Raw genomic sequence first — 25,153 nt, forward strand, 5'->3', positions numbered from 1 at the left:
TCCCTGCCCCGTAGGACGGGGATACGCTGGGTGGAGTCACTTCCGTTCCTGCTAGGTGGCCCATGGGCGAACGCGAGACACGACGCAGCGGCTATCCGCTGACGATCCCTGATGCTCTACTGCAGAGCGAGGCCATGAGGGAGGCCTGCGCCGTTCGGAACTTTCGAGAGATCTTCCGTCTCGTGAACAGACGGACGGGCTCCAGCCACGCGGCCATGGCAGCCGCTGTCGGAAAGATGACGAGTTCGCGAGTAAGCGACATCATCCGTGGTGTCCGCGGCGTCCGTGGACAGGGTGTCATTGAACGTATTTGTGATGGATTCGGCATTCCTGGGAAAATGCTGGACGTGCCTGAACGGCCTTGGGAGAGGGGTTCCCCGGATGGCAGTCACCCATCCGAAACATGGGCCTACCCTGGATCAAGCCGCCCGGATGCACTGTTGGACATCGCGGACAAGAGCTCCGCGCATGTTCTTCCTGACGTGCTCTTGGTCTCGGTATGGATTGAGGGGAGGAAACAAGTCGTGCCCATCAGTCGGCGAACTCTGGTCACGAGTGCAATTGGCGCCGCCCTGCAAATGACGGACGTGCCGCGAGTTTCAACTTCCAGTCACGCAACCATCCCAGGCTCCGCATTACCGAAACTCGATGCGTCCCGAATCGACGCGGCAACAGCGCATCTCCAAGAAATGTGGCACACCCTCGTTCAGGCCGACAATCTTTTTGGTCCGAGCCACGCGCTTGCTTCGGTTCGCCAGCAACTCTCTATCCTCGAATCACTGCTCGAATATGCCAGGGGCGCCCAGCGCTCTGAGCTACTGAGACTTGCAGCCAAATACGCGGAATCTGCCGCCTGGCTGAATGAAGACTCCTCAGACATGCAGAGCGCGGCAAAGTGGACGAGCCAAGCCATGGAGTGGGCAAATGAATCAGGTGACCAAGCCATGGTCACTTGGACGCTTTTCCGTAAGAGCCAGCAGGCCACTACGAGGAAGAACGCTGCACAGACTGTGAGCCTTGCTCAGGCCGCCCAGCGAAACGACTCTGTTCTTACCTCGCCCATGCGCGCAGCCGCTATGCAGCAAGAGGCGCATGGGTACGCATTGGATGCGGATGAAGTTTCTTGCCATAACCGGCTGGATGAAGCTCACGAGTTTGCGGCCTCGCCGGATACCAAAGGTGATGCGCGCACGGGGCATGGGGACTTCTGCACCGCAAGTTACATCGAGATCCAGCGAGCCAATTGCTGGCTCACCCTTGGCCGCCCTGATCTCGCCGTTCCGATCTTCGAAACTGCATTGAACGAACTTCCGGATGCCTACCAGCGAGACCGAGGCCTTGCGCAAGCTCGTCTGGCACTCGCCTATGTGGGAATACGGGAATATGACTCGGCGGCGGTGCAGGCAGCGTCCGCGCTGAACGTTGCGCGCAGTTCGGGGTCGTTGCGTACGATGCATGAGACGGTCTCCGCAGTAAATGCACTCGGAGAAGTTCACACTTCCCAGGCGGTGTCTGATTTGTTTGACGCCATTAGAGAAGAGGGCGGATTGCTGACGTCATGAATGTGTATGAGAAGGGGGCCATGCGTCGAGCTATCGCGATTTCCGCCCAAGGATTGGGATCGACCAGCCCTAACCCGCCTGTTGGTTGCGTAATTCTCGACAGTGATGGGCGAACCGTTGGCGAGGGATATCATGTGCGTAAGGGCGAGCCACACGCAGAAGTCAATGCGCTTACTGCCGCTGGCAAACGGGCGGAGGGGGGAACGGCTGTTGTAACACTGGAGCCATGCAATCACTATGGGCGCACGCCACCATGTCGTGAAGCTCTGATTAATGCGAACGTAGCTAGAGTACTCATTGCGGTAATGGATCCAACGTCACGCGGAGAAGGTGGGGCGACACTCCTGCGAAAAGCCGGCATAGAAGTTGAGCAAGGATTTCTTGAAAATGAGGCGCTTCTGGTCCTGGGGCCTTGGCGAGCCTCTCTGAAAGGTGATCGTCCCTTTATTACGTGGATCTACGAAGCGGATGTAGACGGAAACCCGAACCCCCGTCCCATGCGAGGTGTCGCCTTTGAAGAAATGAATGCACTTCGAGCCTCATACGACCTCGTGGTTGACCAATCGGGTGTCGGAGAAGGAAGGCCGGGAAGTCACGGTAACGACGTATTCCGGCTTCCACACGGATCGCTGGACGGTAACGCTGCTGAAATGGTAAGAAAACTCGGTGAAACGGGGGCGCGATCCATTTTGCTATTCGGTGTGATCGATGAACTGTCCCCCATCACTTCAGCGAGAGTGGTTGATCAAGTAATCGTCTATCTCCCGAAAACTCCACACTCGTGGTCGCCCGAGACTGATTCGGCCCAAATTGTGGCAGTACCGAATGGTTATCAGCTAACCGAGGCTACTCGACGAGCAGCCCATGTGCGCCTGGTGGGACGCAGGACTCATTAGATCGGAGAGCCAGGCATGCCCTGGATTCGGCCTCCGAAGCATGTCCGGCCCGCAGACACGGCCTAACGCAACCGAGGACACAAGAGATCGTCACAAGCCACCGCCGAGTGTTCCGTTCACGGAGTGGCGTGGGCAGTGAACCCCCATGTCCCGAACCACCGCCGCCGACCCGGCCATCGCCCAACTGTCCCGTACACAACAGCGCCTGGCTACCACCCGCCAGTTACGCGCCACCGGCCTCGCCGCCAGCACCGTTGCTGCCAGGTGCAGACCGGCCGGCCCCTGGCAGCGTCTGCTGCCCGGCGTCGCCCTGATACAGACCGGCGAGCCGAACCTCCGCCAACGGCTGCTGGCTGCTGTCCTCTACGCGGACCCCGGGCCGACCGCGCTCTCGGGTACGAGGGCCGTGCTGACCGGTGAGGCGGCGCTGACGCTGTACGGAGTACGGGGCGTGGCGGCCGATCATGCGGATGTCCTGATCGGCGCGCACCGAGGACTGCGGGACAGGGCGTACGTACGCCTGCGTCGCACCAGCCGCTGGCCACCGACCCTGCTGGTCGACGGCATCCCCTGCGTACGTCCGGTCCGCGCCGCGTCCGACTTCGCGGCCCACGAACCGTCCGCCGAGCGGGTACGCGCGATCCTCGCGACGACGGTCCAGACATGCAGTTGCCACCCGGAAGATCTCCGCGCGGAACTCCGCGCGTCCCACGCCCTGCGCAACCCGGCCGTCCGTACCGTCCTCGACGAACTCCGCGCGGGCACCCGCTCCATCGCCGAGGGCCAGGCCCGCGACACCCTCCTCGCCGCCGGCCTCCCCCACCCCCTTTGGAACCCCACCCTCCTCACCCCCACCGGCACCTTCCTCGCCCGCCCCGACGCCTACTGGCCACACGCCGGAGTGGCCCTGGAAGTTGATTCGGAGGAATTCCACCTGGGCATTACCGCCTACCGCACCACCCTCCGCCGCCGCCTCCTCCTGGAAGCCCACGGCGTGGACGTAGTAACAGCGGTGCCTGCCCTGGTCCGAGACCACCCGGCCGAGTTGGTAGCCGCAGTCCGCACCAAACTCCACCAAGCCAAGTCCCGCGAATCCCTCCCCAACCTCATCATCCGCCCCTACCTCTAACCACCACCCCACCCACAAACCCGTCCCACGCCTCTCGCCCGAAGACAGTCAGCCCACTGCTGCAGCCACCGGTCGCAGAGCCCGGAGAAACAAACCGTCAGCATAGCGGGCTGAATTGAAGGTGACTGGCTTTCAGACAACAGGGAGAGCGTATTTCAGCCAGACAGGTATTCCATGACCGCGGCCGTTGCGATATTCATCATTTGACGTGACCGCACCGGACCTACCCATTTCGCTTGTTGGAAATCGGCCTCAGAGGCTGCGAGGATCTGTCCCACAGTGTCGAAGCCGAGTTCTTTGAGTCGTCCCCGAGCGAAAGCAGTCATGTCCAGCTCGTCTACGGTCCGGCCAAGTTGTGACTTGATGAACTCTTGTCGTTGCTCATCCATTTTTTCGACGTCAAGTCGAGCGATGCTTTCATAGAGTTCATGATTGGCCCCGAATTCAACCATTCGCTTAATCGATATGGATCCCCGCAGCCAGTTCGTTGCGGCGACGGGATCAGCTTCTGGTCCGGTTCGTGTTCCAACGTTCAACATGTATCGGGTCCCAGTTAGACCACGAGTCGCAACCAATCCACTTCCAGCCTCGTGGAGAATTCCACTGTAACAGAGGAGGCGCAGAGCCTCTTTTACGGCAGCGGGAGCATCGCGATGAATCCACAGAAATATTCGCTTGTCGGGATCTTCTGTTTGGCGCTGCTTCTTCCGCAGCATTGGGATCATATGCTTTTGCAGGAAATCGCGACCCCAATCAATGACGTCTCGGTGGCCGATGTATCGTTCGCCTAGAGCGGTATGCTCGCTCCATATGGTATCGCGATAGTATTCCCTCATCACGCGCTGGGCGTTGTTCGTGGTCAGTGGCGAAGTGGCCGATACTGTCTTGAGGAGCGTTCGAGGATTTCCGCTTGATGCAAATGCGAGCGCGTCGAATACGGCTCCATGTCGATTTATCGAAGATTCCAGCTCTGGGTCTTGGCGAATCACGATTTCACGCATGGAGCTAAGATATGCCGGATCTAGGATGTTGCGATTAACGTTGATCAGCTCTGCATCGTGACTCAACTGAAATGAATCGCCAAAATATGTCACGCCTGGATAAACTGCAGCCTTAACGGAAAGGTATGGACTTCGCAAGTCGCGCATGACCGTGAAGAATTGCCGTTGTTGCTCAGGGATGAATACGTGCGCCGCTTCATCGATAAGCATTACAATCCTACTCGTGCCTGACTGATCGCATAGGTCTTCGACTGCATCTTTAATCAGCTCCGGGTCAATTCCGGAACTGGTATCGATTGAAGTCGATTCGTTCTTCCAGGCATCCTCTAGGTTTTTCCATAGCGTCTCAAGCTGAGACGCTATGACCTCATCGCTTTGGCCGTGAGAAAGCGTAGCAAAGACGCTACTCTGGCTTTGTAGCAATCCTTTTTTTCGAGCCTCGCGAATAATCCTGTCACAGATCTTTGCCAGCATCCAATGCTTGAAACGGCCAGGATCTGAGGTCTGGAGGAGGCCTGCTTTATTGAAGGTGACATAAACAGCAAGTGTCTTGGAGTCAGAGAAGTCCTCGTTCATCTCCTTCTGGGCCACCTTTAGGAGGAACGACTTTCCCACTCCTCGCGCACCCTGCAAGACCACCGTCTTCCTGCCTTTGAGGGTGTCGATCGTCTGGCGATCGAACTCTGTTTCGACGAAGTATTTTCCGACGTCCTCCAGCGTGAGGTCTTCAGTTCGGAAGTGAAGTTCGTTTGCGCTCACGAGGTTCGCTCCTCTAGCGGAAGACCTAGCAATTGTCTAGCGGATATCAGATGGGAAAAGTGATCCTCAAGAGAGCCTTCGACCGCGCCTTTTCCAGTCTCCGGCAAGTCTTTGTAGTATCTGACCATTAGGCAATGGATTACTGCAGTGAGGGTAGAGGTGGCGACGGAAAGCCATTCTTTGGCGATGTCTTCTCGATAAGAGATATTGGTGGGCAGTAGTTGGGAGGTCGAAACGTTTCCGTGGATGTATTCTGAACATCTCCTGTATGCCTGGCGTAGCTTTTCGTGCATCTCCTCTCGTTCTTCTATAGCTTCGGGGCAAAACTCTTTTAGGAATGGAGTCGAGTAAAGCCCGTCGTCCTTTGATGTAATTGAAGACCAGCTTATGTCCAAGATCCCGCTAACCCACTGGCGTCGCTTGAACTCTAGAGAGCTTAGGTAGGTGGCGCCAACCGTAACTTCGAGGAATGACCTCAAGCTAGAGAATGCTTGGCGATAAAGACCGCTCATTGCAGCGTAGAAGGCGAGCCCAAAGTCGCGATGTGCCGATCGTAGTTGTTGCGATTCTGGTTTTGACTCTAGCACTCCAAGCCATGCTGCCAGATCGGCCTCAAGATGGAGAACTTGGTTAATTTCGTGTTCGTTTGATTTGGTTGCCTTCGCGATGTGATCCGTGCATGACTTGTGTAGCTTGAGCATTGTTTTTTCAACGCTCGAAGCATTTTCGGTACTTCCCTTCAGCATGACTGCAATTTACCACTTTCATTGTTTTGTGTCGTCCGGTTTTACTGAGATCGTAGCTGTTGAAAACTTCACCGTGCGGGGTTGCAAGATGGTAAGGGTGAGGGGGCGGCGATTGACGGGTCAAAATGCGCAGAACTCTGATCTTTCCAATCGTGCTTGCGGGATCCTTGCCATCGAGATACGAGGGCGATGGAAGAGCGGCGAAGGTTAGAGGCGACTCTGCCTGGTACCCCAATCAAGATTAGTAGTGCTAAGGAAGGCGATCGGCCCAGCGCTCTCGATGCTTTTGGAGGAACTCAGTGCTGATCTTGTGGGATTCAATGCGCTTTAGCTCGGCGACAAACTCCCTCGTTATGCTGTTGAACACCTCAAAGGAATCGGTTACATAGAGAGCTCCGCGATCGAATTGTGCGTGGCAGTTGGGGCAGAGGCAGAGGACGTTCTGGATGATGTCTCGGCCAAAGTGCGGCTTTCCAAGTGCCTGGATATGGGCTGCCTCGCTATACGCTTCACCAGCGGGCGAGACCACCATGCGCAAGGAACATATCTGACATGTATTGTTGTAGAGATCTTTGATCTGTCGTGCCACTTTGGAGTCACGTACCAGGCGATTCTGGCTGATGTACCGCCTGACTTGCTCCTCGAAGTCTGTACTCTGACCCGATGCCGGATCTACCGGTTGAGGCGAAACTTCCTCGCCTGGAGCAATCTTCAGGAGGCGGAATCGACAGATGAGGAAACCTTCCTGCCCAAAGGTTGTCCAGTGGTCTGCCACGCGATAGAGCCCGCGATACCGGTAGCCGCCCATGGCTCTCTTGCGCTTTGTTCCCCTAATATCTAGGCCCTCGATCACGCGGACAGGGTGACCGAGGGCTTGAGATACCACCAATGCGGCGTTGCCTTCATCGGTGAGCGACTGATCTGCGACCATTCGACCTGATTCTCGGTCGCGGCCGCCCTCGCCGGTGTAGATGATCTCGTCGCCGTCGTCCGCATCATCTACGTATCCGCCAGACAGGACAATGGAATCAGCGCCAGTCTTTGCTGTTCCAGAGATCCCGCGACCGCTAAAGCGATGCACCCCACTGGCGTGGAGCTCTTGGTGTCCCTGGAACCAATCACCTTCAGTGACGCCTTCGGGGGTGCCAAACATGACCTGCTTTGATGTGGGCGGCATGGATAGATGCTCTCAGTTGCCGGCCGATCAGGAGGACGGGGTGCCGTGGCAGTCGCGGTAGGGCTTGCCGGAGGTGCACCAGCAGGGGGAGGTGCGGGGTGGGGGCCAGGGGGTGGCTCGGCCTCGGGCGGCGAGGGTGGTGGCGTATTGGGGGAGCAGGTCGGGGTTGGACGGGGAGGACTGTTCCGAGGCCGCGAAGGCTTCGTACGACGGGACCGTGGCGGTGACGATGCCGAGGTTGGGGGTGCCGGTGGCGGCCAAGTCGCGGAGCGAGGTCTCCAGTTGGGACAGGTGGGCCTCGTGCGAGGGGTATTCGGCGGTCAGGGCCGGGTAGGCGGCGAGGAGTTCGGTGAGTTCGGACTCCGGCCAGTGCAGGACCGCGACGGGGAACGGGCGGGACAACGCCGTTCGGTACGAGCCCAGTTCGGCGCGGAGGCGGGTGATCTCGGCCTGGAGTTCCGCCGGGTTGTCGGAGCCGAGTGACCAGAGGCGTTTGGGGTCGTGCAGTTCGTCCAGGGGGACCTGCGAGGGGTGGACACGGTCGGCCAGGGCATCCCAGTCGTCGTGGTCCAGGCCCAGCAGGCGGCGCACGCGGTGGCGCCCGACCAGCAGGCTGTGCGTCGGGTACGGGACCTCTTCGCCCGGGGTGAGCAGCAGGTTCAGGGCCGTCGTGAAGGCGTCGTGGGCGGCCGGCAGTTCGTCGTGCGACTCCAGCGTCTCGGCCACGATCTCCCAGGGCGTCGGTTCCGTCGGCGCGGCGGTGCGCAGGCCGTCGATGATCGCGCGGGCCTCGGCCTCGTGGCCGTACTCCCAGAGGTTGGCCGCTTTGAGAGCCTTTACCAGGTGGGGGTGGTCAGGGGAGCCCGCGAGGAGGCTGTCGTACAGGCCGGTGGCGCGGTCGCGGTCGCCGGCCAGTTCGAGATGGGCCGCGGCCTGGAGGAACAGAGGCTCGCGATCCTCGGGGTACTGGGCCGCCGTACGCAGCAGGCGCTCGGCTTCCGTGGGGTGGTCGGCAGGCATGTCGGGGCGCATGGTCCACACCGTACTGCTGTACGGGCCACGCCCGGCGGCCGAGGCCACGCCCGGCTCGGCGCGGTACGACGCCCCCCAGTCGCCTTCGCTGGTTGCCTTCTCCGTCGCCTTCTCCGGTTGTCTCCATCCGGTTGCCCTCTACGGTTGTCTCTTCCGGTTGCCCTGCCCGCGCGCCGTCCCCCCCGGCCCTCGCCCGTCGGCCCGTCCCGTCAGCCCCTGTCCCCTGTCCTGGCCCTGTAAGCCCCCGGCCCCGTCCTGTCGGCCTGACCCGGCCCCGCCTCGGCACCCCGTCCCAGCCCGCTAAGCCCGCCCTGTCCCCGGCCCCGTAAGCCGCCCCCCACCCCTACCCCTCACCCACCCGTCCCCCCGCCGACCCCGGTCCCGTAGTGCCAGGACCGCGGCCGCGCCCAGCAGGGTCAGGGTCGCTGATACCAGCAGTGCCAGGTCCGTGCCGTGTGCCGGGTCGGTTACGGAGGTGGCGACCGCGATGATCAGGGCGACGCCCGCCGACGAACCCAGGTAGCGGGCCGTGTTGTTGGCGCCCGAGCCCATCGCCGCGCGCTCCTGGGGGACCGACTCGACCGACAGGCGTGGCAGTGCCGCGTTCAGCAGGCCGCTGCCGATGCCCGCGACGAACAGGCCCGGCACCAGACGTACCCAGGACCCCGCGCCCAGCGCGCCCAGCATCCCCAGCGCGCCCGCTGCGTGCAGGACGAAACCGAGGGCGAGCTGATGGCGGGCGGCCACCCGGCCCGCGAGACGCCGGGCCTGGAGGGCGACCGCGAAGCCCGTACCGGACCAGAGGAGGAAGAGCCAGGCCGAGCCCAGCGCCGACAGATGAATGGTCTGCTGGAGCAGGGACGGCAGGTAGCTCATCAGCCCGATCACGGCGAGTCCGGTGAACAGCCCGCCCGTCGACGCCGCCCGGAACAGCGGCCGGCGCAGCAGCCCCAGATCGAAGACGGGCGCGGCGGCGCGCCGTTCGATCACGGCGAACAGCCCGGTGAGTACGGCCGAGGCCAGCAGCAGAAGCAGCACCGGCGCCCGCAGCCAGCCGTCCCGGCCCAGGGTGAGCGCGCTCAGCAGCGCGGTGAACGCCAGCGCGAGGGCGAGGGCGCCCGCCAGATCGGGCCGGTTGCGGTGAGCGGCGCGCGACTCGGCCAGTACGCGGACGGCGAAGCCGGCGGTGACCAGGGCGGCCGCGCCGAGGACGGCGTACGTCAGGCGCCAGCCGGAACCGCTCACCTCGTTCAGCCCGCCGGCCAGCAGCGGCCCCAGGGCTATGCCCGCGCTGACGAACGCGCCCCACACCCCGGTCGCCCTGATCCGCGCGAGTCCGGCCGGGAACGCGTGGACCAGCAGCCCGAGACTGCTCGCGATGACCGCCGCGCCCGCCGCGCCCTGCGCCACCCGGGCCAGGGTGAAGAGGAGCGTGCTGTCGGCCAGGCTGCCGAGCGCGGTGGTGACACCGAGGGCAAGGGTGCCCAGAAGGAAGATCCGGCGGCGGCCGTAGTCGTCGGCGAGGCTGCCCGCGACGAGCAGGACGGCGGCGAGACCCAGGGGCATGCCGTTCAGGAGCCAGGCCTGGGCGGAAAGCGGGGTGCCGAAGGCGGCGCTCATGCTCGGCAGGGTGAGGAGCGGGGCCGTGTAGTTCATCAGCGCGACGACGGTGGCCGCGCTGGTCACGGCGAGGGTCGCGGCCGGGCGGGGGACCGCGCGGTCCGTGGGCGGGGCGCCGTGGTCGGTACGGGTGACGGCGCCCGCTCGGTCTGCGACGGGCTGCGGTCTGGGCTGAGCCTGGGCCATGACGGTCGTGCCCCCTCGGTGACGGATCTCGGCTGATGCTTGGCGGATCTCGGTGACGGGTCCATCGCGAACCCGATGACGTTTCCGTGGCGGACCCGGTGACGGATCCAACGCGGACCCGGCGATGGACCCGGTCACGGATCGTTGGCGGAACCGGTGGGACCGCCCGCCCTCAGTGGTCCCACTCGGTGGTTCACTCGGTGGTCCCACTCGTAGATTCGGTGAATGAACCCACCGGTCCCGCCGAGCGTAACAGTCTAGGTTCATTCAATGAACCCATATCTTGCTACGCTGATTCCATGGCTCTGGGCAAGGACTACGCCACACAGCAGTGCTCGATGGCCCGCGCGCTGGAGGTCATCGGCGAGCGCTGGACGCTCCTCGTCGTCCGCGACGCGTTCTACGGCATCCGCCGCTACAACGACTTCCTCGCCCATCTCGGCCTGCCCCGCGCCGTCCTCGCCGCCCGTCTCCGGGCCCTGGAGCGCGCCGGCGTCCTGGAGAAACGGCGCTACCAGGACTCCCCGCCGCGCGACGAGTACGTACTGACCGAGCGCGGGACCGACCTCTGGCCGGTACTGCGGTCGCTCGGTGTGTGGGGTACGGCACATGTGGACGGTACGAAGCCGCTCCGGGTGTTCACGCACGCCGCGTGCGGTACGGAGCTGGGCGCGTACGGCGAATGCCCCGCCTGCGGTACGGCCGTACCGCCCCGCGATGTGGAGATGCTGCCGGGCGAGGGGCTCGACCCGGATCCGGCCGATCCGGTGAGCCGGGCGCTGCTCCGGCCCCGCCGACTGCTTCAGCCCCTGGAGACCGATCGTGTATAACGGCTGAAGCGGTATGTCCCGTGCGGACACGCCGTGAAGCCATCCGGATGCGGTGAGGACATCGGGATTCGGATGCCGTGAGGCCGTCGGGATATGGCAGCCGTGCGGATACGGCAGCCGTCGCGATACGGCAGCCGTTCGGATACGGCACCGGACACGAGCGCGAGAGGGGCAGGCCATGGGCACGGTCCGCGGCTCGCTCCGGGCTCTCCGGAAGCCGCGCCCCGCCGGGCTGCTGCTCTTCCTTCTCACCGAAGTACTGCAAGTCCTAGTGGTCCTGCTGGTCGATGCCGGCAGCCTCTCCGCCGCCGTCGCGCTCGCCGCCACCGCCGCGGCGGGCTCCGCGCTCGCCGCCTGCGCCGTCATCAGCGCGCGCTCCGTACCGGCGCATCCGCCGCAGCGGGTACGTACGGCCATCCGCGACCGCGAGCAGCGCACCGCCTTCCTGTCCCAGCGGGATCCCGACGCCTCGGGCCGTACCAGGCCCCGGGCGCCCGGCCGCCGCCTCGCGACGGCCGCGTAGGGGCGCGTACCGCTTTACGTACCGCTTCCGGGTTTACGTTCCGCTTCCGGATCCGCGGAGTACCGCTTCCGGATCCTGGAGTACCTGTTACGGATCCCCGGACCGCTTCCGGATCCCGGACTCCCTGTTACGGATCCCCGTACCGCATCCGGGTCCCGTACCCCGCGCGGGTCGTCACGCCGAATCGCCGCCTGCGGCGCACTTCCCTGGACCAGCCCTGCCTCCGGCGCGGCTCCGTCCATCCGGCACGACGAGACCCCACGGAGGGCTCACCTTGTCCGCTTTCCTCTCTGTCTTCTCTGTCTTCCTGTCCGTATTCGCCGCCATGGTCACCGGCCTCGCCGATCTGCTCCAGCCGCTCTTCCACGCGGGGGCCGCCGCCGCGGCGATCGTCCTCTTCACCGCCTGCGTACGGATCGCGATCCACCCGCTCTCCCGCGCGTCCGCCCGCGGCCAGAAGGCCCGTACCAAACTCGCCCCGCAGATCGCCGAACTGCGCAAGAAGCACGGTAAGAACCCCGAGCGCCTCCAGAAGGCCCTTGTGGAACTGCACGCCAAGGAGAAGATCTCGCCGCTGTCGGGCTGTCTGCCCAGCCTGTTGCAGATGCTTGCGTTCTTCCTGATGTACCACCTCTTCTCCAACCGGACGATCGGCGGCCGGCAGAACGAACTCCTCGGCCACTCCCTCTTCGCCGCGCCCCTCGGCGGCCGCTGGACGGACGCGCTCGCGCACGGCGGGATGTTCGGCGCGGCGGGGCTGGTGTATGTGGCGCTCTTCGCGATCGTCGCCGGAGTCGCCACCTTCACCTTCCGGCGGACGCGCATCCAGATGGCGGCCATGCCCGCGATGCCGGCCGGACCGGACGGGCAGCAGGTCCCTGGCATGGGCGCGATGACGAAGATGATGCCGCTGCTCTCCTTCGCGACGCTGTTCACCGTGGGGGTGGTGCCGCTGGCGGCGGCGCTGTACGTGGTGACGAGTACGACGTGGACGGCGGCCGAGCGGTACTTCCTCTACCGGGACATGTACCGGGACATGGCGGCGGCGAAAGCGGAGCGCGCGGAAGTGGAGCGGCGCGCGGAAGTGGAGCGCCCGCAACCGGGGCGCGCGAAAGTCGAGCGCGCGCAACCCGGACGCGCGAAGGCGGGACGCACGAACGCGCAGCGCGCGAAAGCGGGACGTGCGCAAGCCGGACGTGGTGCAGGTCAGGGGCGTGGTCCGGGTTATGAACAGGGACTTGCGGAGTGATCGGATGTCTTGGAGGATCAAACAACCCCAGATGGCCGCGCCCATCGGCCCGGAAACACTCGACTCGGCGTTCGACTCGGCCTCGAAAACGCTCGACCAGCTCGACCAGAGGGAGACAGACGATGAAGCTGCTGCGTGTCGGTACGGCGGGGGCGGAGCGCCCGGCCCTGCTCGACCAGGACGGGACGACCCTCCGGGATCTGTCCGGGCTGGTCACGGACATCGACGGGGCGCTGCTCGCCGATGAGGCCGCGCTCGACCGGGTCAGGGCCGCGGCAGCCGCCGGTGAGCTGCCCGTACTGGACGGCGAGGGCGTACGGATCGGGCCGCCGCTCGGCCGTATCGGCAAGATCGTGTGCATCGGGCTGAACTACCACGACCACGCCCGGGAGACCGGCGCCGAGATACCGGCCGAGCCGATCATCTTCTTCAAGGCGCCGGACACGGTGGTCGGACCCGAGGACACCGTGCTGGTGCCGCGGGGCAGCCGCAAGACCGACTGGGAGGTCGAGCTCGCGGTGGTCATCGGACGTACGGCCCGCTATCTGGACTCCGTGGAGGACGGTCTCGCGCATGTGGGCGGGTACGCGGTGTCGAACGATGTCTCCGAGCGCGAGTTCCAGATCGAGCGCGGCGGTACGTGGGACAAGGGCAAGAACTGCGAGACGTTCAACCCGTTCGGTCCCTGGCTGGTGACGGCGGACGAGATAGCGGACCCGCAGGCGCTGCCGATGCGGCTGTGGGTCAACGGCGAACTCCAGCAGAACGGCACGACGGCCGACCAGATCTTCGGGGTGGGCGAAGTGGTGCGGTACGTCAGCCAGTTCATGACCCTGTACCCGGGCGACGTCATCAACACGGGTACGCCGGCGGGCGTGGCGCTGGGCAAGCCGGAGCCGAAGCCGTATCTGCGGGCGGGGGATGTGGTGGAGCTGGAGATCGAGGGACTGGGCAGGCAGCGCCAGGAGTTCAAGGACGCGTAACGCCTTCGGCGGGAGGGGCGGGTCGGTGCCGGGCCGGCCCGCCGGGTCCGGCCGGCTGCCGGTTGTCCTCAATCGCCGGACGGCTGATTTTCAGCCCGTCCGGCGATTGAGGACACACAAAACGTCAGCCGCGCAGGCGTTCCAGCGCTTCCACCACCATCGCGTGGTCCTCCGCCTGCGGGAGGCCCGAGACCGTGACCGTGCCGATGATGCCCGCGCCCTCCACCGCCAGCGGGAACGAGCCGCCGTGGGCCGCGTAGAAGTCCGGGTCCAGGCGGGAGGAGTCCTCGAACGTGGTGCCCTTGGCGCGGAAGCGGGTGCCCACGAGGAGCGAGCTGGCGCCGTACCGTTCCACGACCCGCCGTTTGCGGTCGATCCAGGCGTCGTTGTCCGCCGACGAGCCCGGGAGCGCGCAGTGGAAGAGCTGCTGGGGACCGCGGCGGATGTCGATCGCGACGGGGGCGTCGCGCTCGCGTGCCAGCTCGACGAGCAGGCAGCCGAGTGTCCACGCGTCGTCGTAGGTGAACTGACGGAGCGTCAGGCGAGCCTCCTGTGCTTCCAGCTCGGCGACGGTCGGAGCGGAGGCCGGGGTCTGAGTCGGGGCCGGGGCCGGGGCTTGAGCCGGACCCGCGCCCGAAGCCGGACCCGCGCCCGAAGCCGGGGCCGCGCCCGAAGCCGGGGCCGCGCCCGAAGCCGGTACCGAGGACGCGGCGCTCATGACTCGGTCTCCAGGGTGATAACCGTGCCCTCCTGGGCCGAGCGCCGCGCCGCCTCCAGGACCTCCAGCGTCGCCGCCGCCTCGTACGCCGTCACCGGAGGCGCGATGCCCTTGCGCAGCGCGGTGGCGATGCCCGCGTAGTACGCCGGGTAGTCGCCCGGTTCGGTCTCCACCGGGTGGCCGCCACCGGTCAGCGGCGACTCGCCCGCGCCGATCCGCCCCCACAGGGACTCGGGCTCCACTCCCCAGCCCGCCGCCGTGCCCGGCCGCTTGCCCTCGCGCAGGTCCGCCTCCTGCGGGTCGAGACCGTGCTTCACATACCCCGCCGTCGAGCCGAGTACCCGGAAGCGCGGGCCGAGCTGGGCCGCCGTGGCGCTGACGTACAGATGCGAGCGGACACCGTTCGTGTGGGTGACCGCGATGAACGTGTCGTCGTCGGTCGCGGCGCCGGGACGGCGTACGTCCAGCTCCGCGTACACCCGCTCCGCCGGGCCGAACAGGACCAGCGCCTGGTCGACGACATGGCTGCCCAGGTCGTACAGCAGTCCGCCGATCTCCTCCGCCGCGCCCGACTCGCGCCAGCCGCCCTTCAGTTGCGGGCGCCACCGCTCGAAGCGGGACTCGAAACGCTGCACGTCCCCGAGCCGGCCGGTGTCGATGAGCCGGGCGAGTGTGAGGAAGTCGTTGTCCCAGCGGCGGTTGTGGAAGACCGAGAGCAGCAGCCCGCGCGCCTCGGCGAGCGCGGCCAGCTCGCGCGCCTCGGCCGCGCTGCCCGCGACCGGCTTGTCCACGACCACCGACAGCCCGGCCTTGAGGGCGGTCGTCGCGAGCGGCACATGCGTCTTGTTGGGGGAGGCGATGACGATCAGGTCGAGCTCGTTCGCGCGCTCCCACAGCTCGACCGGCGACGTGGCGAACCGTACGTCCGGGAACTCTGCGCGCGCCTGCTCCCGGCGCTCCGGGCTCCCGGTGACGACGGTGTCGAGGACGAGCCCGTCCGTGGCGGCGATCAGCGGGGCGTGGAAGACGGAGCCCGCGAGGCCGTAGCCCACGAGTCCGACGCGCAGCGGGGTGCCGGTACGGGGGCCGGTGCGGGTACCAGTCAAGGTCATGGCACCACTTAAGCAACGGCGTTGCCAAAGTGCAACCACGAGGGACAATGGCGGACGTGGAGAAAAGAAACGGGGATGTCACGGGAGTAGCCAGGGGTGACGCGGCCGTCACCAACGGTGGAGCTACCGGCGGTACGGCTACGGGCCGTGCGGCTACCGACGGTACGGTCACCGGCGGTGCAGGCACCGGTGGCGCGGTCACCGGCGGCACGCTCGCGGGCGGTGTCGGCACCGGCGGTACGGTCACCGGCGGGGTCGGCGCCGGCGGCGCGGTCGGCGGGACCGCGGGTGCCGGGGCCAATCTGCCGGTACTGCGCAGCTACAACGCGGCTCTGGTCCTCGACCTGCTGCGCGCGGCGGGCGACGCGGGGATCAGCCGGCTGGAACTCGCCGAGCGGACCGGCCTCACCCCGCAGGCGGTCAGCAAGATCACGGCCCGGCTGCGCACGGAGGGCATGGCCACGGAGGCCGGCCGCCGCGCCTCCACGGGCGGCAAGCCCAGAACCGTACTGCGGCTGGTCCCCTCCGCCGCCTCCGCGGTCGGCCTGCATCTGGACCGCGACGAACTGACGGCCGTTCTGGTGGACCTGTCCGGTGCCCTGGTCGCGGTACGCACGGTCCCGCTCGACCTCGGAGCGGGCGCGGCACAGGTCGTCGAGACGGCGGCGATCCAGGTCGACGCGGTCCGCGCGGAAGCGCTGCGCGCGGCGAGGGCACGGGCGGGCGGGCGGCTCGACATGCCGGTCGGCGCCGGGCGCGTGGGTGTCACCCCCGGTACCGGGACCGCCGTTGCCCCCAACCCTGGGACCGCTGTTGCCCCCGGCGCCGCGGCTTCCATACGGGCCGGGATCTCCGCGCAAGCGGGGGTACGGCCGGGGATACGGGCGGACTTGGTGGCCGATGGGTGCGACGGCTCGCGGGATGTGCTCGGCGTCGGGGTCGCCATGCCCGGCCCGCTCGACCACCGGGCCGGGGTGCCCGGACGGGTCACCGGGTTTCCGGAGTGGGAGGGGTTTCCGCTGCGCGAGGCGCTCGCCGCGCGGCTTCAGCTTCCCGTCGTCCTCGACAAGGACACCAACGCCGCCGCCCTCGGTCTGGCCCTGCGCGGGGCCGGCGACTCCTTCGCGTATCTCCATCTCGGTACGGGCCTGGGCGCCGGGCTCGTGCTCGGCGGCGCGCTGCACCGCGGGGCCCGCACCGGGGCCGGGGAGTTCGGGCACCAGGTCATCCAGCTCGACGGCCCCCGCTGCGACTGCGGCAACCGCGGCTGCATCGAGGCGCTCTGTCTCGCCGCTCTCGCCCGTGGCGATCTGCCGGAGGCGGCCCGGGTGCTGGGCGCGGGCGCGGCGAACCTCGTCGGCCTGCTCGACATCGACCGTGTCCTGCTCGGCGGCCGTACGATCGCCGCGCACGAGGCGTGTTTCGTACGGGGAGTCGGCGCGGTCGTCGCGGAACGCTCCAGAGGTACGGTCATCCCCGTCACCGCGGCCGGGGGCGGGCCGCACCCGGTCGCCGAGGGCGCCGCGCAACTCGTCCTCGCGCCGGTCTTCGGCCATCGGCGGGAGTCGGAATTGGGATGATGCTGGGCTGATGGGGTGTGTTCATGTGATTTTTCGGCCGCTCGGGGTCGTGGTGCTCCGGACGGACCGCGGTCGCATGGCAGCTTCGACGGGGGCTCGGGTCGTGTCCTGTCCGGGGCGGCCCGGGCACCCGGGCATGTCCCCGACCACACGCCGAGAAACCCCGACCGCATCCCCGCGATCCCCGACCGCATTCCCGAGCACGCCAACGCGCCCCGCGAGCAGCAAAGGCCACGCCACCCATGCGACTGCGTCACGCCCTCGCCACCGGAATCACCGTGGCCACGACGACGATCGCGCCGATGACGGCCCACGCGCTGCCCGCCCCCGTACAAGCCGTACAAGCCGTGCAAGCTGTGTCGCTGCTCGCGCCCGTACCGGCCGTGTCGCTGGTCGCGCCCGGGACGCGGGCCGTGTCGGTGCCCGTCGCTGCCGGTCCCCGGTGCGGCAAGCTCTCCGACCCCGAGTTCCCGATCACCTCACGGATCCTCGGCGGCCCCGACGCCTACCGGCCCGGTGGCGCCGCCGGCACCTGGGCGCTCGAACTCACCAACACCACAGCCCGGATGTGCCGCGACATCCACCCCGTCCTCGTCCTCGTCGACCGGCACCGTGCGCTCACCGCCTCCCAGCTCACCCTGGAGATGACCGATGGCGAGGGGCGCTGGCACGCCCTGCCGCTGGAGAAGACCGAGCGGGACGAGATCATCGGCGTACTCGACGACGGTTCGCCGGGCTTCGCCGTACCGGCGGGCCATACCGTCACCGTCCACGCGCGGCTCGCGTTCGCCGCGAACACCGAGCCCAACAAGGTCATGATCACCGCCGCGGCCGTCCAGCGGCGGGGCCGGGACGGCGACTGGGTCGGGGAGTCCGACGCGTACCGCCTGGCCGTCCGCAAGCCCGAGGGCAAGGGCATCAGCGGTGACGGATCCACCAAGGGCACCGGTACGCGGACACCCGCTCCCGCTGTCGGCCACTCCCACCCCGGCGAACGGCTGCCCGGGACCGGTCAACTCGCCCGCGCGGGACTGGAGGGCGACCTCGTCGGCCGTACGGCGGCGGTGGCCGCGCTGCTGATCGGCGGAGCCCTCTTGGTCGTCGGTGCCCGACGACTCCGTACCGACCCTACCGAGCGGCACTGACAATCAAGCGGCACTGCCCCACCGAGCGCCGCATACCTGCCGTACGAATGCCGTACGAGCCGGGAACCCGTCTGCGGTCACCGCTGTACACCCTCGTTACGCTGGGCGTGTCGGACCACGCAATATTGGCCACCCCAGAGCGGAGAACAATCCAGTGGCAGAGCGCAAGCCGATCGAGTCCTGGCTCACCGACATGGACGGCGTGCTCATTCACGAAGGGGTACCGATCCCCGGCGCCGCCGAGTTCATGAAGCGACTGAAGGAGTCGGGCAAGCCGTTCCTCGTCCTCACCAACAACTCCATCTACACCCCGCGCGATCTCCAGGCCCGGCTCGCCCGGATGGGGCTCGACGTGCCCGTGGACAACATCTGGACCTCGGCGCTCGCCACCGCCAGATTCCTGGAGGACCAGCGGCCCGGCGGTACGGCGTATGTCATCGGCGAGGCGGGACTGACCACCGCGCTGCACGACATCGGCTACATACTCACCGACCACGAGCCGGACTATGTGGTGCTCGGTGAGACGCGTACCTACAGCTTCGAGGCGCTGACCAGGGCGATCCGGCTGATCAACGGCGGAGCGCGGTTCATCTGCACCAACCCCGACGAGACCGGCCCCTCGACCGAGGGCCCGCTGCCCGCGACCGGCGCCGTGGCCGCGCTGATCACCAAGGCGACCGGCAAGGACCCGTACTTCGCCGGCAAGCCCAACCCGCTGATGATGCGGACGGGGCTCAACGCGATCGGCGCGCACTCCGAGACCAGCGCGATGATCGGCGACCGGATGGACACCGACGTCCTCGCCGGTCTGGAGGCGGGGATGGAGACCTTCCTGGTGCTGAGCGGACTGACCGCGCCCGGCGACATCGACCGCTATCCCTTCCGGCCGTCCACGGTCGTTGACTCGATCGCCGATCTGGTCGATCGCATCTGAGCACGTCAGCGGGGAAGTGGCCGACGGGCGGCGCGCGCTGCGGATGCGGACGGCCCGGGGACGCGTGAGTCTCTGAGATGTCGGAGTGGAGCGTCGGCGTCAGGAGGTCCACGATGCGTCCAGGGTTGCTCGCTCTCCGTGCCGTGGGTGCGGCCGCCGTGGTGGTGGCCGTGCCGGTCCTCGTCACCGGCGCCGGCGGCGCCGTCCAGGACCATGACTCCGTACGAGGAACTCTGACCCCGTCGGCCGTGACCCTCGGCGGAGTAGCCGGGCCCGGGGCGGGCCACTGTACGGGCGGTACGGCGACGGCTCACGGATCCTGCCCGGGGCAGCACCGCCCCGGAGACCTGCCCACGCCGTTCGGTCCGGTGCAGATCGGCAGCGGCGGCCCGGGAGCGGACGGTCCGGCGGCGGACGGCCCCGGGAGCGCGGCACGCCCCGAACACCCCGCCGCCGCCGACGAAGTGCGGGACGAATCCGCCGGGCCCGGCGCCCCGCAGGCCGTGGTCGGCCTGGTCCTCGCGGGCGTCGCCGCGGTCGCGGTGGCCTTCCGGGGCGCCCGGCGGCGGCGCAACGCCCGCGACCCGGACCTGGAACCGGACGCGAGCCACGACCGGCGTCCCTGATCCGACGCGGCTGTCGTCACAGCTCGCCCACGAAGCCGCACGATCCGCCGGGCGGATCGGACCGCTGTGCCAGGATTGGCGGTGGCCGGTCCCGACCGGCGGGCAGGGGAGGTCCGGAGGCGCGGGGGGTGCGCGCTCCGGATGACGGTGCGTCAAGGGGGAGTGGATGTACGGCAGTTATTCCGGCCGGGGCGCGCGCGTCCGCGCGGTGCTGAGGGCGGGCGCGGTGGGGGCGTCGGCGGGTGCGGTGCTGCTCGTCGCGGGCTGTTCGTCCGGCGACGGCGGCGGTGCGGACCGCGGTGACGGCGGTACGGAGGTGCCGCCGATCGGCCAGCGCCCCAAGGCGGAGGCACCGTACTGGGTCAACCCCGACGGCACGGCGGCCCGGCAGGCCGCCGGGTACGCCGACCGGGGCGAGACCGTGAACGCCGGGCTGATCAGGAAGATCGCCGAACAGCCGGTCGCCGAGTGGATCGGCCCCGACACCCCCCGGACTCAGGCCAAAGGTTTCACCGAGGCGGCGGCGAAGGCCGACCGGGACGCCCTGCTGGTCCTCTACAACATCCCGCACCGCGACTGCGGCCAGTTCTCCAAGGGCGGCGCCTCGGACGGCAACGCGTACCGGGCCTGGGTCGACGAGGTCGCCCAGGGCATAGGCGACCGCCGCGCCACCGTGATCCTGGAGCCCGACGCCGTACTGCACCTGGTGGACGGCTGCACCCCGGAGGCGTACCACGAGGAGCGGTACGACCTGCTCAAGGGCGCCGTCGAGCGGCTCAAGCGGCAGCCCGCCACCTCGGTCTACGTGGACGCGGGCAACGCGGGCTGGCAGTCGCCCGACGCGCTCTTCGAACCGCTCCAGCGCGCGGGCATCGCCGCTGCGGACGGCTTCGCGGTCAATGTCTCCAACTTCTACCCGACGGACGCGAGCGCGGACTTCGGCAGGCGGCTCTCCGAGAAGGTCGGCGGCAAGCCGTTCGTGATCGACACCAGCCGCAACGGCAACGGCCCGTACACCGGCGGCGATCCGGGCGAGACCTGGTGCAACCCGCCGGGCCGCGCCCTCGGTGAGGCGCCGACCACCGACACCGGCGACCCGCTGGTCACGGCGTATCTGTGGGTGAAGCGGCCCGGGGAGTCGGACGGCGACTGCAAGGGCGGCCCCAAGGCGGGCGAGTGGTATGCGGAGTACGCCCTGGAACTGGCGCGGAACACGAAGTAGCGCGGCTACGGGATCTCCACCCACACGCCCTCGGACGGCGTGCCCTTCGTGTCCGTGACGAACAGCATGTACCAGCCCGACGGCACCAGCGCCCTGTTCTTCGGGACCGTGACCTCGATACCGTCCGCCGTCTTCTTCAAGTCCAGTGCCACCGAACGCTGTTCGACATCGGTGACATGTGTGACCGCGCTGGGCCGCATCAGCTTCGCCGAGGCGACCGCCCCCGGATCCGCCGTTCTGAACTCCGCCGTCCCGCCCCGCTTCACACTCTTCGGCCCGCCCGAGAGCACCGGCCGCTCGTCCCGGAAGAGATACGGCGGCGTATAGATCTCGATGCGCTGCTCGAAGACGCCCGGCCTGGTGTTGGCCTGGTCCGAGTAGAGCGGGTCCGAGCCGAACACCATGACCCGGCCGTCGGGCAGCAGGACCGAGCCCGAGTGGTAGTTGCGGCCCACCGCCGGATCGGCGACCCGGTCGTACGACGCCGACTCCGGGTCGTACAGCCGTGCCTGGAGGACGTCCGAGCCGCCGCGCCCCCGGTAGTCCTCGGAGCCGCCGGTGATCAGTACGGAGTCGTCGGGCAGCAGCGAGGCGCTCGGATAGCGGGTGCCCTTCTCCAGCTCCGGGCCGTCCGTGAAGCGCGGGTCGCGGGCCTTGAGGTCGACCAGCCGGGACTTCTCGCTGGACTTCTCGGACTCGCCGACCCCGCCCCCGCCGATGACCATGAACTTCTGGTCCTGGGCGGGCGGCAGCATGACCGTCGCCGAGGTCTCCATCCGGTCGGGATCGCTCAGCCCCGGAATCTTCTGGAATTTGTTCGTCTTCAGATCCCAAATGCCCGGATCACGGCCGACATCGGCCGGGCCGTAGCCGGCGTTCGAGCCGCTGTAGAAGAGCTTGCCGTTGTCCAGAAGGAAGATCGCCGGATAGGTGGGGAACTTCCTGATGATTCCGGTGTACTCCCACGACTTTGACTTCGGGTCGTAGATCTCGTCCTTGCCGGGGACTATCTGGCCGATCTCGTCGAGACCCGACAGTGCCAGTACCTTGCCGTCCTCAAGGGTGGTCAGCGTCGGATACCAGCGGGCTTCGTTCATCGGGTCGACGGTGATGTACTTCTCCGCCAGCGGATCGAACTCGTAGGCTTCCTTGATGCCCTGGAAGTCCTTCTTGTCGAGCGCGAGTTTCTGCGCGATGCCATAGACATTGCGGGCGTCGGAGCCCTTCATGCCCTGCACCCGGTAATTGTCCTCGGTGCCGGTCTCGTATTTCTTGCCGGACTGGCGCGCCTCGACATAGATACGGCCCAGACCCGCCTCGGTCCGCAGGAAGGCGCCGGTCTCCGGATCGAAGATCTTCTTGGCCTTCTCGACCAGAACGGGGTCCTTGGAGACAAAGGTCCTGCCGTTCTCCTTGCCCGTGAACATCGTGCCCGCGGGCAGGGTGACCGGCTTGTCCGGGTCCTCGTTGTGGACGATCATCAGGCCGCCGGCCTTGGTGACATCGCCCTTGAGCTTCTCGTACCGCTTGGTGCCGCCCGCCACCAGCAGGTTCCCGTCCGGCAGTTGGGTGTGCCCGGAGCAGAACATGTCCTTGGGCGTCGGGATTTTCTTGTACGTATTGGCCTTCGGATCCCAGAGGATCGACTCGAACTTCCCCGCGTCGAAGTTCTTCTGATTGTTGCCGGAGCCCGCGATCAGCAGCACCTTCCCGGTGTGCAGCAGGGCGGCGTGGATCGAGTTGATCCGGAACTCGGACGGGATGTCGAGAAAGTCCCAGTGCCCGTTCTCGGCCTTGTACTCCGGCCGGTTGATCGTGTACTCGTGGTATTTGGCCGAGCCGAACCGGTAGAGCGCGGGACCGTTCACCCCGGCCACCGCGACCACCACCGCGGCGCCTATCGCAATACGGCGGGCGCGGTTTCTGCGGTGGTTCTGCCGGACGGGAATGGCGCTCATTTCTTACGTCCCCCAAGGGAAATCTGCATGGTCTGATCAGTGGCCACGGGCGGGCCCGCGGGCTGCTGCGGTACGGAGGGAGCCGCGCCCCCGGTCGCCGTGTCCCCGGACGGAGCACTGGCGTCACCGCGCCCCCGCCTCCGCCGCTTCTTCCTGTCCTGGCGCATCCCCCAGCGCCAGGCGAAGATCGGCGCCGCCGTGATGAGCATCGCCAGCGACGCCCAGGTGATCATCGCCGGATGGTCGTGCCCGAAGTAGAAGGAGGAGGCCAGCGATCCGCCGAAGACCAGGATGAAGAAGAGATGGATCCGGAAGGTCCCGAACAGCGTGTCGGGGCTGGACGAGTCGCCCTTGGGCGTCACCACGAAACCGCTCTTGCGGCGCAGTACGGCGTCCATCAGCGAGCGCGCGTAGATCGGCGCGGACAGCGCGGACATCACCATGCCGGCCAGCCCGCCGGACCCCTCGGGCTCGTGCGGCGAGACGTTGTGGCGGCGGTTCCAGATGTAGAGCCCGATCTGGAGGGCCGAGGCGTTCCCGTACAGCATCATCCAGATCGCCGGGTCGATCTGCACACCGGAGGCGCCCATGCCCAGGAACAGGGCGCAGCTCAGGGCCGCCAGGATCCAGTTGAGGGCCGACATCGGGTAGAAGATGATCATCATGGTGTAGTTGAAGAGCTTGCCGGGCGGCAGCGTGCCGTACCCACGCCAGTACTGCTTGAGGATCGTCTCGTACGTACCGCGCGACCAGCGGAGCTGCTGGGTGAAGAAGTCGGTCCAGGCGGTCGGGCCCTCGCCGACGGCCAGTACGTCCGGGGTGTAGACCGAGCGCCATTTGTTGCCGGTGCGCGGGTTCCTGGCGCGGTGCATCTCGAAGCCCGTCGCCATGTCCTCGGTGATCGAGTCGTACAGACCGCCGATCTGCTTCAGCGCGCTGATCCGTACGGCGTTGCTCGTACCGACGAACATGGGCGCGCCGTAGCGGTTGCCCGCGCGCTGGATCAGGGCGTGGAAGAGGAACTGCTGCGACTCGGCGGCCTTGGTGACGAAGGTGTCGTAATTGCCGTACACCTGGGGGCCGATGACAAAGCCGACATCCGGATCGCGGAAGTAACCGAGCATCCGCTCCAGATAGTTGGGCATCGGTACGTGGTCGGTGTCGACGGAGGCGAAGAAGTCGTACGCGTCGCCGTGCGCGTCGAGCCAGGCGTTGTAGTTGCCGTGCTTGGTCTTCGCGCGGTGCGCGCCCTTGGGCTGGTTCCACTTCGCGATGCCCTTGCGGGAGAAGTGGTGCACCCCGAGGCGGGCGCAGACCTCCTTGACCGCCGGGTCGTCGCCCTCATCGAGCAGCCAGACGTGCAGCGGTCCGCGGTGCCGGATCCTGACCGCCGCCTCCAGGGTCTTGGTGACCATGGCGAGGGGTTCCTTGCCCGGGACGAAGGAGGTGAGGAAGGCGACGCGGGTGCCGGTCTCCGGTATGACGGGGACGGGATCGCGCGCCACCAGGGTGGCGTGGGCGTTCGAGAGGACATTCATCGTGCGGAACAGCTCGATCAGTCCGATCGAGACGAGCATCACGATGTCGAGGACGAGAAGGGTGTCGTTCTTGAGGTTCGGATCGCGCTCGGTCCAGTGCTGAGGCTGCATCAGCCAGACGAAGAGCCCGAGCGAGAGCAGCGGCGCGGCGCCGAGCAGCAGGGCGGCCCGGACACGGTGCGGCTCCTGCGAGAGCAGCGAGCGGTAGCGGACGGTGTACGGCTTGTCCGGGTCGGGCCGGGTGAGCGGTCCCGCGAGCCGGCTGTAGTGCTCGTAGTCGTACTTGGGGAGCGCGGGCTTCCTGGACCAGGGGCGCTGGCCGCCGCTTCTGAGATGGGAGGGGATCCGGAGCTGGGTGGTCCGGGACGCGTCGTTCTGCTGCGCGCCCTCTGGCGTCGACGTCATGAGTCATCCCCCCGCGAGCACGGTCGCTGCGTGATCGGTACCGACGGTTTCGTCCGGAACGGTCCCCCTCGACCACCGGCCCCGGGCGCGGCAGCCGCGGCCCCGCACTCAAGGACAGAGAACGGCGGCCGTCCGGTTGCACCCGCCCGTGGAGGCATCCCCCTGGGCCCTGTCCAACTGCTCGGGCCGCGTACCTCATTGGCGTCGACGCGCCGGCGTCGA

At 67.1% G+C, this 25,153-nt stretch carries 20 protein-coding genes and 1 pseudogene; 12 read left to right on the plus strand and 9 right to left on the minus strand.

What is annotated here, in order from left to right:
* Nucleotides 1–215 precede the first annotated feature (215 nt).
* The 3 genes from KQY30_RS36645 to KQY30_RS23090 all read left to right on the plus strand — a co-directional run bounded on the left by KQY30_RS36645 (nucleotide 216) and on the right by KQY30_RS23090 (nucleotide 3,587).
* Complete coding sequence (locus KQY30_RS36645) at nucleotides 216–1,562, plus strand: hypothetical protein (protein WP_254407290.1); 1,347 nt, start codon at nucleotides 216–218, stop codon at nucleotides 1,560–1,562.
* A 20-nt stretch (nucleotides 1,563–1,582) separates the two neighbouring features.
* Nucleotides 1,583–2,458, plus strand: coding sequence for a bifunctional diaminohydroxyphosphoribosylaminopyrimidine deaminase/5-amino-6-(5-phosphoribosylamino)uracil reductase RibD (gene ribD, locus KQY30_RS23085; protein ID WP_254407664.1), 876 nt, complete (start codon nucleotides 1,583–1,585; stop codon nucleotides 2,456–2,458).
* A 145-nt stretch (nucleotides 2,459–2,603) separates the two neighbouring features.
* Entirely contained in the window at nucleotides 2,604–3,587 is a 984-nt protein-coding gene (locus KQY30_RS23090; protein ID WP_217308462.1) for a hypothetical protein, read from the plus strand.
* A gap of 155 nt (nucleotides 3,588–3,742) precedes the next feature.
* Here KQY30_RS23090 and KQY30_RS23095 read toward each other — a convergent pair whose 3' ends face one another.
* From KQY30_RS23095 to KQY30_RS23115, 5 genes are all read right to left on the minus strand, one after another.
* A complete protein-coding gene (locus KQY30_RS23095) occupies nucleotides 3,743–5,347 on the minus strand; it encodes a P-loop NTPase fold protein (protein WP_217308463.1) in 1,605 nt (534 codons plus the stop codon).
* Nucleotides 5,344–6,093: a hypothetical protein gene (locus KQY30_RS23100; RefSeq protein WP_217308464.1), complete on the minus strand. Its 750-nt coding sequence runs from the start codon at nucleotides 6,091–6,093 to the stop codon at nucleotides 5,344–5,346. Before KQY30_RS23100 ends, KQY30_RS23095 begins: the two co-directional genes overlap by 4 nt.
* A gap of 250 nt (nucleotides 6,094–6,343) precedes the next feature.
* Nucleotides 6,344–7,270: a YDG/SRA domain-containing protein gene (locus tag KQY30_RS23105; RefSeq protein ID WP_217308465.1), complete on the minus strand. Its 927-nt coding sequence runs from the start codon at nucleotides 7,268–7,270 to the stop codon at nucleotides 6,344–6,346.
* A gap of 27 nt (nucleotides 7,271–7,297) precedes the next feature.
* Entirely contained in the window at nucleotides 7,298–8,302 is a 1,005-nt protein-coding gene (locus KQY30_RS23110; protein ID WP_217308466.1) for an SEC-C metal-binding domain-containing protein, read from the minus strand.
* A gap of 300 nt (nucleotides 8,303–8,602) precedes the next feature.
* On the minus strand, nucleotides 8,603–10,108 hold the full coding sequence (locus KQY30_RS23115; RefSeq protein ID WP_217308467.1) for an MFS transporter: 1,506 nt from the start codon (nucleotides 10,106–10,108) through the stop codon (nucleotides 8,603–8,605).
* A gap of 299 nt (nucleotides 10,109–10,407) precedes the next feature.
* Between KQY30_RS23115 and KQY30_RS23120 the strand changes: the two genes are divergently transcribed.
* From KQY30_RS23120 to KQY30_RS23135, 4 genes and pseudogenes are all read left to right on the plus strand, one after another.
* Nucleotides 10,408–10,938, plus strand: a complete 531-nt coding sequence (locus KQY30_RS23120) for a helix-turn-helix domain-containing protein (RefSeq protein ID WP_217308468.1) — start codon at nucleotides 10,408–10,410, stop codon at nucleotides 10,936–10,938.
* Nucleotides 10,939–11,116: 178 nt separating this feature from the next.
* A complete protein-coding gene (locus KQY30_RS23125) occupies nucleotides 11,117–11,461 on the plus strand; it encodes a DUF6412 domain-containing protein (protein WP_217308469.1) in 345 nt (114 codons plus the stop codon).
* Nucleotides 11,462–11,786: 325 nt separating this feature from the next.
* Nucleotides 11,787–12,488, plus strand: a pseudogene (locus tag KQY30_RS23130) (YidC/Oxa1 family membrane protein insertase); the annotation flags it as partial.
* A gap of 344 nt (nucleotides 12,489–12,832) precedes the next feature.
* A complete protein-coding gene (locus KQY30_RS23135; protein WP_217308470.1) occupies nucleotides 12,833–13,693 on the plus strand; it encodes a fumarylacetoacetate hydrolase family protein in 861 nt (286 codons plus the stop codon).
* Nucleotides 13,694–13,817: 124 nt separating this feature from the next.
* Here KQY30_RS23135 and KQY30_RS23140 read toward each other — a convergent pair whose 3' ends face one another.
* Entirely contained in the window at nucleotides 13,818–14,255 is a 438-nt protein-coding gene (locus KQY30_RS23140; protein WP_254407665.1) for a heme-degrading domain-containing protein, read from the minus strand.
* A gap of 152 nt (nucleotides 14,256–14,407) precedes the next feature.
* Nucleotides 14,408–15,523 carry a Gfo/Idh/MocA family oxidoreductase gene (locus KQY30_RS23145; protein WP_217308472.1) on the minus strand — a complete coding sequence of 372 codons (1,116 nt, stop codon included), beginning with the start codon at nucleotides 15,521–15,523 and terminating at the stop codon, nucleotides 14,408–14,410.
* A 311-nt stretch (nucleotides 15,524–15,834) separates the two neighbouring features.
* Between KQY30_RS23145 and KQY30_RS23150 the strand changes: the two genes are divergently transcribed.
* From KQY30_RS23150 to KQY30_RS23170, 5 genes are all read left to right on the plus strand, one after another.
* On the plus strand, nucleotides 15,835–17,103 hold the full coding sequence (locus KQY30_RS23150; RefSeq protein ID WP_254407666.1) for an ROK family transcriptional regulator: 1,269 nt from the start codon (nucleotides 15,835–15,837) through the stop codon (nucleotides 17,101–17,103).
* A 242-nt stretch (nucleotides 17,104–17,345) separates the two neighbouring features.
* Nucleotides 17,346–18,248 carry a hypothetical protein gene (locus KQY30_RS23155; RefSeq protein WP_217308474.1) on the plus strand — a complete coding sequence of 301 codons (903 nt, stop codon included), beginning with the start codon at nucleotides 17,346–17,348 and terminating at the stop codon, nucleotides 18,246–18,248.
* A 154-nt stretch (nucleotides 18,249–18,402) separates the two neighbouring features.
* Nucleotides 18,403–19,182, plus strand: coding sequence for an HAD-IIA family hydrolase (locus KQY30_RS23160; protein WP_046499241.1), 780 nt, complete (start codon nucleotides 18,403–18,405; stop codon nucleotides 19,180–19,182).
* A gap of 113 nt (nucleotides 19,183–19,295) precedes the next feature.
* Nucleotides 19,296–19,808, plus strand: a complete 513-nt coding sequence (locus tag KQY30_RS23165; RefSeq protein WP_217311543.1) for a hypothetical protein — start codon at nucleotides 19,296–19,298, stop codon at nucleotides 19,806–19,808.
* A gap of 166 nt (nucleotides 19,809–19,974) precedes the next feature.
* Nucleotides 19,975–21,030 carry a glycoside hydrolase family 6 protein gene (locus KQY30_RS23170; RefSeq protein ID WP_217308475.1) on the plus strand — a complete coding sequence of 352 codons (1,056 nt, stop codon included), beginning with the start codon at nucleotides 19,975–19,977 and terminating at the stop codon, nucleotides 21,028–21,030.
* Between the two features lie 5 nt (nucleotides 21,031–21,035).
* On the opposite strand, the gene KQY30_RS23175 is transcribed toward KQY30_RS23170, so the two are convergent.
* Entirely contained in the window at nucleotides 21,036–22,988 is a 1,953-nt protein-coding gene (locus KQY30_RS23175) for a galactose oxidase-like domain-containing protein (RefSeq protein ID WP_217308476.1), read from the minus strand.
* Nucleotides 22,985–24,931, minus strand: a complete 1,947-nt coding sequence (locus KQY30_RS23180) for a glycosyltransferase (protein ID WP_217308477.1) — start codon at nucleotides 24,929–24,931, stop codon at nucleotides 22,985–22,987. The genes KQY30_RS23175 and KQY30_RS23180 overlap by 4 nt, the downstream gene beginning before the upstream one ends.
* Nucleotides 24,932–25,153: the final 222 nt, after the last annotated feature.

Origin of the sequence: Streptomyces sp. GMY02 (assembly GCF_019056675.1) — a bacterium.
In the GTDB taxonomy this organism is placed as follows: domain Bacteria; phylum Actinomycetota; class Actinomycetes; order Streptomycetales; family Streptomycetaceae; genus Streptomyces; species Streptomyces odonnellii.

Bases quoted from the DNA above. Each gene is read 5' to 3' on its own strand.
- KQY30_RS36645 (WP_254407290.1), top strand. From the start codon at position 216: ATGGCAGCCGCTGTCGGAAAGATGACGAGTTCGCGAGTAAGCGACATC.
- ribD (WP_254407664.1), top strand. From the start codon at position 1,583: ATGCGTCGAGCTATCGCGATTTCCGCCCAAGGATTGGGATCGACCAGC.
- KQY30_RS23090 (WP_217308462.1), top strand. From the start codon at position 2,604: ATGTCCCGAACCACCGCCGCCGACCCGGCCATCGCCCAACTGTCCCGT.
- KQY30_RS23100 (WP_217308464.1), bottom strand. From the start codon at position 6,093: ATGCTGAAGGGAAGTACCGAAAATGCTTCGAGCGTTGAAAAAACAATG.
- KQY30_RS23105 (WP_217308465.1), bottom strand. From the start codon at position 7,270: ATGCCGCCCACATCAAAGCAGGTCATGTTTGGCACCCCCGAAGGCGTC.
- KQY30_RS23110 (WP_217308466.1), bottom strand. From the start codon at position 8,302: ATGCGCCCCGACATGCCTGCCGACCACCCCACGGAAGCCGAGCGCCTG.
- KQY30_RS23115 (WP_217308467.1), bottom strand. From the start codon at position 10,108: ATGGCCCAGGCTCAGCCCAGACCGCAGCCCGTCGCAGACCGAGCGGGC.
- KQY30_RS23120 (WP_217308468.1), top strand. From the start codon at position 10,408: ATGGCTCTGGGCAAGGACTACGCCACACAGCAGTGCTCGATGGCCCGC.
- KQY30_RS23125 (WP_217308469.1), top strand. From the start codon at position 11,117: ATGGGCACGGTCCGCGGCTCGCTCCGGGCTCTCCGGAAGCCGCGCCCC.
- KQY30_RS23135 (WP_217308470.1), top strand. From the start codon at position 12,833: ATGAAGCTGCTGCGTGTCGGTACGGCGGGGGCGGAGCGCCCGGCCCTG.
- KQY30_RS23145 (WP_217308472.1), bottom strand. From the start codon at position 15,523: ATGACCTTGACTGGTACCCGCACCGGCCCCCGTACCGGCACCCCGCTG.
- KQY30_RS23155 (WP_217308474.1), top strand. From the start codon at position 17,346: ATGCGACTGCGTCACGCCCTCGCCACCGGAATCACCGTGGCCACGACG.
- KQY30_RS23165 (WP_217311543.1), top strand. From the start codon at position 19,296: ATGCGTCCAGGGTTGCTCGCTCTCCGTGCCGTGGGTGCGGCCGCCGTG.
- KQY30_RS23170 (WP_217308475.1), top strand. From the start codon at position 19,975: ATGTACGGCAGTTATTCCGGCCGGGGCGCGCGCGTCCGCGCGGTGCTG.
- KQY30_RS23175 (WP_217308476.1), bottom strand. From the start codon at position 22,988: ATGAGCGCCATTCCCGTCCGGCAGAACCACCGCAGAAACCGCGCCCGC.
- KQY30_RS23180 (WP_217308477.1), bottom strand. From the start codon at position 24,931: ATGACGTCGACGCCAGAGGGCGCGCAGCAGAACGACGCGTCCCGGACC.